Origin of the sequence: Actinomadura sp. KC345 (assembly GCF_004348515.1) — a bacterium.
GTDB lineage: Bacteria > Actinomycetota > Actinomycetes > Streptosporangiales > Streptosporangiaceae > Spirillospora.
Window position 1 is genome coordinate 1 of the sequence record NZ_SMKH01000314.1, and the last position, 8,584, is coordinate 8,584.

The following is an 8,584-nucleotide window of genomic DNA, read 5'->3' on the forward strand; positions in this document are numbered from 1 at the left end:
GCCGCCGGCCCGCCCGGCGCCGCGCGCCCGTCCGGGGCGCCGCGCGTCACGGCGCTGGACGAGGTCGGGGACCTGTTCTCCGCCGGTCTCGACGGGCTGGTCGTCGCGGCGGCCACCGACGCGCACGCGGGCCTGGTGGAGCGGGCCGTGGCCGCCCGGATCCCCGTGTTCTGCGAGAAGCCGCTCGCGTCGGATCTTGATGGAACGTTCCAAACGGTGGCCGCGGCCGCCGCCGGCGGTGTGCCCGTGCAGGTGGGGTTCCAGCGGCGGTTCGACTCCGGGAACGCCGCGGCGCGCGAGGCCCTGGCGTCCGGGCGGCTCGGCTGGCTGCACACCGTCCGCTCGTGCAGCTTCGACCCCGCCCCGCCGCCCGCCGAGTACGTCCCGACGTCCGGCGGGCTCTTCCGCGACTGCGTCATCCACGACCTCGACCTCATCCGGTTCGTGACGGGACGCGAGGTCGTCCGGGTGATGGCGTCCGGCTCCAACCGCGGCGACGACTTCTTCCGCGAGTGCGGCGACATCGACACCGGGTCCGCCCTGCTCGTCCTGGACGACGGGACGCTCGGGCTCGTGTCGGCCACCCGCTACAACGCCGCCGGATACGACTCGCGCCTGGAGCTGTTCGGGTCCAAGGACAGCATCGTCACCGGCATGGACGACCGGACGCCCGTGTCCGCGCTGCCCGAGGGCGACGCCCCGGAGAGCGAGCCGGGCGGGGCTCCGAGACACGCCTACAGCGGCTTCATGGAGCGGTTCGCCGACGCCTACGACGCCGAGTTGCGCGCCTTCGTCGACCTGGCGGCCGGCCGCCGCGGCAACCCGTGCCCGCCCGAGGAGGCCCTGGAGGCGTTCTATCTCGCCGAGGCGTGCGAGTTGTCCCTCCGGGAGGGGCGGATCGTCGGGACCGAGGAGGTGCGGCGATGAGGGTCGCGGCCGCGCCGATCTCGTGGGGCGTGTGCGAGGTCCCCGGGTGGGGCCATCAGATGGAGCCCGGCCGGGTGCTCGCAGAGATGCGCGACCTCGGCCTCGCGGCGACGGAACTGGGGCCGGAGGGCTTCCTGCCCGGCGACACGGGCGCGAGGGACGCGGTGCTGGCGTCCCACGGGCTGGGTCTTGTGGGGGCGTTCGTCCCTACCGTCCTGCATGACCCGGCTTACGACCCGATGCCGGACATCGACCGTGCCTTCGACCGCGTCGACGGTGTCCTCATCCTGGCCGCGGCGACCGGGCTGGACGGCTACGACGGGCGGCCGGACCTGGACACCCGGGCGTGGGCGACGCTGCTCGCCAACCTCGACGCGATCACTCTGCGCGCCGCCGCACGCGGCCGCCTGGTCACCCTCCATCCGCATGTCGGGACGGTCGTGGAACGGCGCGCGGATGTGGAGCGCGTGCTGGGCGGCAGCAGCGTCCCGTGGTGCCTGGACACCGGCCACCTCCTCGTCGGCGGCACCGACCCGGTGTGGCTGGCGCGCTTCGCGGCGCCCCGGATCGCGCATGTCCATCTGAAGGACGTGGACGCAGGGCTCGCCGACCGTGTCCTCAACGGCGAGGTCTCCTACACCGACGCGGTGCGCGACGGTCTGTACCGGCCACTAGGGGACGGCGACATTGACATTCCCGGCATCATCCGCACCCTGGAGGGCGCCGGCTACGAAGGCTGGTACGTGATGGAACAGGACACCGTCCTGACCGGAGAGCCCGCAGAAGGCGGCGGTCCGTTCGACGACGTCCGCAGAAGCCTGGACTTCCTCGCCGGAGTGGCCCGATGACCTTCGACCTCATCACGATGGGACGGGTGAGCGTCGACGTCTACCCGGACCAGGTGGGCGTGCCGCTTGAGGACGTCGAGTCGTTCGGCAAGTACCTCGGAGGCAGTCCCACCAACGTCGCGGTGGCCGCGGCGAGGCACGGCCGCAGCGCCGCCGTCATCACCCGCACCGGGGACGACCCGTTCGGCCGTTTCGTCCACAAGGCACTCAAGGAGTACGGGGTGGACGACCGGTTCGTCACGGCCGTCCCCGGGTTGCCGACCCCGCTGGCGTTCTGCGAGATCTTCCCTCCGGATGACTTCCCGCTGTACTTCTACCGCTACCCCAAGGCCCCCGACCTGCAGATCCATCCCCATGAACTCGACCTAGAGGCGATCGCCACGGCCCGGATCATGTGGGCCACCGTCACGGGGTTGTCGCAAGAGCCGAGCCGTGAGGCGACACTGACCGCGCTCGGTGAACATTCCGGATACACCATCCTGGATCTCGACTACCGGCCGATGCTGTGGACCGATGCCGCCGAGGCCCCGCACTGGGCAGGGCTCGCCCTGGAACGCGCCTCCGTCGCGGTCGGGAACCTGGAGGAGTGCGCGGTCGCCGTGGGGGAGCGCGAGCCGCGTGCCGCCGCCCGCGCGATCCTGGCCCGCGGCCCGGAACTCGCGATCGTGAAGATGGGGCCGGACGGCGTCCTGGCGGCGACGGCCGGCGAGGTGGTCGAGGTACCGCCGGTCAAGGTCGACGTCGTGAACGGCCTCGGCGCGGGCGACGCGTTCGGCGGCGCGATCTGCCACGGGCTCCTCGCCGGATGGGACCTGCGGCGGCTGATCGAGTTCGCGGGCGCCGCCGGCGCGATCGTCGCGTCCCGCATCGCCTGCTCCGCCGCGATGCCGGCCGCGGACGAAGTCACGGCATTCCTGGAGGATTCCTGATGAAGTACCACCTGCCCGCGGGAACGGCCGCCGAGGAACCGTACGGGCTTGTCGTGACCCCGGAGTCGGCCGGATGGGTGCACTCGGCGCTGCGCGTCCTCGAACTGCCGGACGGCGGCTCGCACGGGTTCGGGACCGGCGAGTTCGAGATGATCGTGCTGCCGCTCGCCGGATCGTGCGAGGTCGAGTGCGACGGCGAGCGGTTCGGGCTGGAGGGCCGCGACCACGTCTTCGGCCGGGTCAGCGACTTCGCCTACGTGCCGCGGGACGCCCGCGTCACGGTGCGCGGACGCGGCCGGTTCGCGCTCGCCGGGGCCCGCTGCGAGGCGCGGCTCGCGCCGCGCTACGGCCCCGCCGGGGACGTCCCCGTCGAGCTGCGCGGCGCGGGGCCGGCGAGCCGCCAGGTCAACAACTTCGGCACGCCCGAGGGGTTCCCGTTCGCCGAGAAGCTGATCGCGTGCGAGGTGCTGACGCCGGGCGGCTGCTGGTCGTCGTTCCCGCCGCACAAGCACGACGAGGAGACGCCGGACGAGGCCGTCCTGGAGGAGATCTACTACTTCGAGGTCGCTCGGGACGGCATGGCGTACCAGCGCGTCTACGGTTCGCCGGGACGCCCGATCGACGTTCTCGCGGAGGTGCGCAGCGGCGACGCCGTCCTGATCCCGCATGGCTGGCACGGGCCGTCCATGGCGGTGCCGGGGCACGACCTGTACTACCTCAACGTGATGGCCGGGCCGTCTCCGGAGCGGGCCTGGCGCATCTGCGACGATCCGGCGCACGCCTGGATCCGTGACACCTGGCCGGGGCAGGCGATCGATCCACGGCTGCCCCTGACCTCACCGGAGGGGCGGTCATGAGGCTCACGGTGGGTCAGGCCCTCGTCAGGTTCCTGGGGGCGCAGTACAGCGAGCGGGACGGGGACGAGCGGCGGTTCTTCGCGGGCTGCTTCGGCATCTTCGGCCACGGCAACGTCGCGGGCATCGGCCAAGCGCTGCTGGAGCACGCCGGCGATTCGCCAGACCACGGGGACCTCCCGTACTACATGGCCCGCAACGAACAGGCCATGGTGCACACCGCGTCTGGATACGCCCGGATGAACGACCGGCTGACCGCCTTCGCCTGCACGACCTCCATCGGGCCAGGGGCGACCAACATGGTCACGGGTGCCGCCCTGGCCACCATCAACCGCCTGCCCGTTCTGCTGTTGCCGGGTGACGTCTTCGCCACCCGTCCGGCCAACCCGGTGTTGCAGGAGCTAGAGGACTCCCGGTCATACGACGTGTCCGTCAACGACTGCCTCAAGCCCGTGTCGAAGTACTGGGACCGCATCAACCGTCCTGAACAACTGCCCAGCGCGCTCATGGCGGCGATGCGCGTCCTCACCGACCCGGCTGAAACGGGCGCCGTCACGTTGGCGCTCCCCCAGGACGTGCAAGCGGAGGCGTACGACTGGCCGGACGAGCTGTTCACGCGGCGGGTGTGGCGCATCGCGCGTCCGGTGCCAGAACCCGCCTCGCTGGAGGAGGCGTCCGCCGCCCTGCACGCCGCCGAACGGCCGCTCATCGTGGCGGGCGGGGGCGTCATCTACTCCCGAGCCACCGACGACCTGCGCGCCTTCGCCGAACGCACCGGCATCCCCGTGGCCGAGACCCAGGCGGGCAAGGGCGCTCTCCCCTGGGACCACGCCTGCTCAGTGGGCGCCATAGGCGCGACTGGGACGACCGCGGCGAACGCACTCGCCCGCGAAGCGGACGTCGTCGTGGGCATAGGCACCCGCTACAGCGACTTCACGACGGCGTCCCACAGCCTGTTCGCCAACCCGGGCGTGACGTTCGTCAACGTCAATGTCGCGAGGTCCGACGCGGCCAAGCTCGCGGGCATCACGGTCGTGGCGGACGCCAGGGAGGGCATCAGGGGACTGAACGCCGCGGTGGACGGCTACAGCGTCCCGGACGCCTACCGGGACGAGGCCAGAGCTTTGACGGCCGACTGGAACGCGAAAGTCGACCTGGCCTACGCGCCCCGGAACGGGACACCGCTCGCCCAGTCCGTGGTCATCGGCGCCGTCAACGAGGCCAGCGGCTCGCAGGACGTCGTCGTGTGCGCCGCCGGGTCGATGCCGGGCGACCTCCACAAGCTCTGGCGAGCCCGTGACCCGAAGGGCTACCACGTCGAGTACGGCTACTCCTGCATGGGCTACGAGATCGCGGGCGGCCTCGGCGTCAAGATGGCCGCCCCTGACCGCGAGGTGTTCGTCCTCGTGGGGGACGGCTCGTACCTGATGATGTCCCAGGAGCTGACCACGGCCGTCGCCGAGGGCGTCAAGCTGGTCGTCGTCCTCGTCCAGAACCACGGGTTCGCCTCCATCGGGAACCTCTCCGAGTCGGTCGGCGCGCAGCGCTTCGGCACCCGCCACCGCGCCCGGACCGGCACGGGCCTCGACGGCGACCCGCTGCCGGTCGACCTGGCCGCCAACGCCGCCAGCCTCGGCGCCGACGTGATCCGCGCGTCCACCGCCGGCGAGCTGGCCGACGCGCTCCGGGAGGCGAGGAAGGCCGACCGGACGACGGTCATCCACATTGAGACGGACCCCTTGGCAGGCACCCCGGACAGTGCGGCATGGTGGGACGTCCCGGTCGCGGAGGTGGCGGCGCTGGACTCCACCAGGCGGGCACGTGCCCGCTATGAGGAGGATCGGCGAGCACATCGCCACCATCTGTGATCAACTCCTCAGACCGACCTATCGGGGAGAAACGGAGAGCAGATCCGATGAGAGGCGTTTTCGCGCGTGGATCGTCCAAGGGCCTCGCGGTTCTCGCCGCGGGCGTGCTGGTTCTGAGCGCCTGCAGCGGCTCGGGCGGCAAGGAGGCCGAGGAGGACACCGGCGGTTCCGGCCCCCGGCTGGAGATCGCCATGGTGACGCACTCCGCCCCCGGCGACACCTTCTGGGACATCGTGCAGAAGGGCGCCAAGGCCGCCGCCGCCAAGGACAACGTCGAGTTCCTGTACTCGGCGGACCCCGACGGCGGCAAGCAGGCCCAGCTCGTCCAGGCCGCCATCGACAAGAAGGTGGACGGCATCATCGTCACCCTCGCCAAGCCCGACGCGATGAAGGACGTCCTGGCCCGCGCCGCCGCCGCGGACATCCCGGTGGTCTCGATCAACTCCGGCCAGGAGGAGTCGGCGGAGCTCGGCGCGGTCGCGCACTTCGGGCAGGACGAGTCGATCGCGGGCGAGGCGGCCGGCACCGAGCTGGGGAGGATCGGCGCCTCGAAGGCGCTGTGCGTGGTCCACGAGCAGGGCAACGTGGGCCTTGAGGCCCGCTGCGACGGCGCGCGCAAGACGTTCGACGGCGACCTGGAGAACCTGTTCGTCCAGGGGGCGAACATGCCGGACGTCAAGTCGTCCATCACGGCCAAGCTCCAGTCCGACAAGAGCATCGACGGCGTCCTGACGCTCGGCGCGCCCTTCGCCGCGACCGCCGTCGACGCGGTCGAGGAGACCGGTAGCGAGGCCGAGATCGGCACGTTCGACCTGAACAAGGACCTGATCGCCTCGATCACGTCCGGCGCCATCCAGTTCGCCGTCGACCAGCAGCCCTACCTGCAGGGCTACGGCGCCGTCGACCAGCTGTGGCTGCTGAAGAACAACGGCAACGTCCTCGGCGGCGGGCGCCCGGTGCTGACCGGTCCGGCGATCGTCACCAAGGACGACGCCGCGGAGCTGAAGGCGTTCGCCGACCGGGGGACCCGGTGACCCACACGGTCACGGAGCCGTCGGCGGCAGATCCGGGCCCGGACGAGCGCCTGGCCCGGCAGTCGCCCCTGCGGCGGCTGCTGGGCCGCCCGGAGCTCGGGGCGCTGCTCGGCGCCGTCGCGCTGTTCGTGTTCTTCGCGGTCGTCGCGGACGCGTTCCTGCAGACCGGCTCGTTCTCGACCGTGCTCTACGCGAGCTCCACGTTCGGGATCATGGCGGTCGGGGTGTCGCTGCTGATGATCGGCGGCGAGTTCGACCTGTCCGCCGGGGTGATGGTGACGTCCTCGGCGCTGATCGCCGCACTGACCGCCTACCAGTTCACGCTGAACGTGTGGGCGGGCGTGGCGATCTCGCTCGTCCTGACGCTGGCGCTCGGCATGGTCAACGGCCTGCTCTACAACTGGACCAAACTGCCGAGCTTCATCATCACCCTCGCCATGTTCTTCATGCTCGCGGGCCTGAACCTCGGCGTCACCAAGGCCCTCACCGGCAACGTTGCGAGCGACTCCGTCCGCGACATGGACGGCTTCGACACCGCCCGCGCGATCTTCGCCTCCGACATCACGGTCCTGGACGTCCGGGTCAAGATCACCGTGTTCTGGTGGCTGCTGTTCGTGGCGATCGCGACCTGGATCCTGCTGCGCACCCGCATCGGCAACTGGATCTTCGCGGCCGGCGGATCGGCCGCCAGCGCCCGCGCGGTCGGCGTCCCCGTCGCCCGCGTCAAGATCGGCCTGTTCATGGGGGTCGCGTTCTGCGCCTGGTTCTCCGGGATGCACCTGGTGTTCGCGTTCGCGACCGTCCAGTCCGGGGAGGGCGTCGGCAACGAGTTCCTCTACATCATCTGCGCGGTCATCGGCGGATGCCTGCTGACCGGCGGCTACGGATCGGCGATCGGCGCGGCGATCGGCGCGTTCATCTTCGGCATGACGAACAAGGGCATCGTGTACGCGGAGTGGAACCCCGACTGGTTCCGGTTCTTCCTCGGCGCGATGCTGCTCATCGCCACCGTGGTGAACCTGGTCGTCCGGCGCAGAGTGGAGCGGGCATCGTGAGCGCGAACGACGCGCCGCTGATCAAGCTGAGCGGCATCGGCAAGAACTACGGCACCGTCATCGCGCTGCGGGACGTGGGCCTGGAGGCGTCCGCCGGCGAGGTGACCTGCGTCCTCGGCGACAACGGGGCGGGCAAGTCCACGCTCATCAAGGTCGTCGCCGGGCTGCACCGCCACGACACGGGCGACTACGAGGTGCAGGGAGAGCCGGTCGCGTTCGCGTCACCCCGCGACGCCCTCGACCGCGGCATCGCGACCGTCTACCAGGACCTCGCGGTCGTCCCGCTGATGCCGGTCTGGCGCAACTTCTTCCTCGGCTCGGAGAAGCGCAAGGGCTTCGGCCGCCTGGACGTCGAGTTCATGCGGTCCACCACCCACGGCGAGATGGCCGCGATGGGCATCGACCTCCGCGACGTCAACCAGCCCATCGGCACCCTCTCCGGCGGCGAGCGCCAGTGCGTGGCCATCGCCCGCGCCGTCTACTTCGGGGCCAAGGCCCTCGTCCTGGACGAGCCGACGGCCGCCCTGGGCGTCAAGCAGGCGGGGGTCGTGCTGCGCTACATCGTCCAGGCGCGGGAACGCGGGCTGGCGGTCATCTTCATCACCCACAACCCGCACCACGCCTACCCGGTCGGCGACCGCTTCCTGATCCTCAACCGCGGCCAGAGCCTCGGCTACCACACCAAGGAGGAGATCGGCCGCGACGAGCTGACCGCCCTCATGGCCGGCGGCCGCGAACTGGAGGAACTGGCCCACGAACTGGACGCCGCGGGCTCGCCCGCCACCGCCGGACAACTGACGAAGGAGGCGAAAAGCCTGGACCCGACCGACGACTGACCTCCGGTCCGCGCCACTCCGGCCGCCGCCCGGACCCCCAGCCCGCGATCGCCGGGCCCCGAACGGTGTCGGGCGGCTGCCGGTGGGCCGGTGGAGTGGGCTGTGCTGATCGGTGGCCGTGCCGCTTGACCGTACCGCTTGACCGTGCCGCCTGGCCGTGCCGCTGCATCCCGCTGGAGGTTCCCTGCGACGTCTGGCATCGGGGAGTGGGAGCGGCCGGTCTGGTGGGGCTC

General features: G+C 71.3%; 8 protein-coding genes. All 8 read left to right on the plus strand.

Annotated features, from left to right (window positions below):
* Positions 1–927: Gfo/Idh/MocA family oxidoreductase (locus E1281_RS33510; protein WP_131883727.1), on the plus strand; the 927-nt coding region annotated here is incomplete at its 5' end.
* On the plus strand, positions 924–1,775 hold the full coding sequence (locus E1281_RS33515) for a TIM barrel protein (protein ID WP_131883728.1): 852 nt from the start codon (positions 924–926) through the stop codon (positions 1,773–1,775). The genes E1281_RS33510 and E1281_RS33515, both read left to right, overlap by 4 nt.
* Complete coding sequence (iolC, locus tag E1281_RS33520; protein WP_131883729.1) at positions 1,772–2,704, plus strand: 5-dehydro-2-deoxygluconokinase; 933 nt, start codon at positions 1,772–1,774, stop codon at positions 2,702–2,704. Before E1281_RS33515 ends, iolC begins: the two co-directional genes overlap by 4 nt.
* Positions 2,704–3,561: a 5-deoxy-glucuronate isomerase gene (gene iolB, locus E1281_RS33525; RefSeq protein WP_131883730.1), complete on the plus strand. Its 858-nt coding sequence runs from the start codon at positions 2,704–2,706 to the stop codon at positions 3,559–3,561. The genes iolC and iolB overlap by 1 nt, the downstream gene beginning before the upstream one ends.
* Positions 3,558–5,426, plus strand: a complete 1,869-nt coding sequence (gene iolD, locus E1281_RS33530; protein ID WP_131883731.1) for a 3D-(3,5/4)-trihydroxycyclohexane-1,2-dione acylhydrolase (decyclizing) — start codon at positions 3,558–3,560, stop codon at positions 5,424–5,426. Before iolB ends, iolD begins: the two co-directional genes overlap by 4 nt.
* Before the next feature lie 47 nt (positions 5,427–5,473).
* A complete protein-coding gene (locus E1281_RS33535) occupies positions 5,474–6,460 on the plus strand; it encodes a sugar ABC transporter substrate-binding protein (RefSeq protein WP_131883732.1) in 987 nt (328 codons plus the stop codon).
* Positions 6,457–7,515 carry an ABC transporter permease gene (locus tag E1281_RS42280; protein WP_131883733.1) on the plus strand — a complete coding sequence of 353 codons (1,059 nt, stop codon included), beginning with the start codon at positions 6,457–6,459 and terminating at the stop codon, positions 7,513–7,515. The genes E1281_RS33535 and E1281_RS42280 overlap by 4 nt, the downstream gene beginning before the upstream one ends.
* On the plus strand, positions 7,509–8,351 hold the full coding sequence (locus E1281_RS33545; RefSeq protein ID WP_131883734.1) for an ATP-binding cassette domain-containing protein: 843 nt from the start codon (positions 7,509–7,511) through the stop codon (positions 8,349–8,351). Before E1281_RS42280 ends, E1281_RS33545 begins: the two co-directional genes overlap by 7 nt.
* Positions 8,352–8,584: the final 233 nt, after the last annotated feature.

What these genes read in the sequence shown, in the direction of transcription:
- E1281_RS33515 (WP_131883728.1), top strand. Translation starts at nt 924, where the DNA reads ATGAGGGTCGCGGCCGCGCCGATCTCGTGGGGCGTGTGCGAGGTCCCC.
- iolC (WP_131883729.1), top strand. Translation starts at nt 1,772, where the DNA reads ATGACCTTCGACCTCATCACGATGGGACGGGTGAGCGTCGACGTCTAC.
- iolB (WP_131883730.1), top strand. Translation starts at nt 2,704, where the DNA reads ATGAAGTACCACCTGCCCGCGGGAACGGCCGCCGAGGAACCGTACGGG.
- iolD (WP_131883731.1), top strand. Translation starts at nt 3,558, where the DNA reads ATGAGGCTCACGGTGGGTCAGGCCCTCGTCAGGTTCCTGGGGGCGCAG.
- E1281_RS33535 (WP_131883732.1), top strand. Translation starts at nt 5,474, where the DNA reads ATGAGAGGCGTTTTCGCGCGTGGATCGTCCAAGGGCCTCGCGGTTCTC.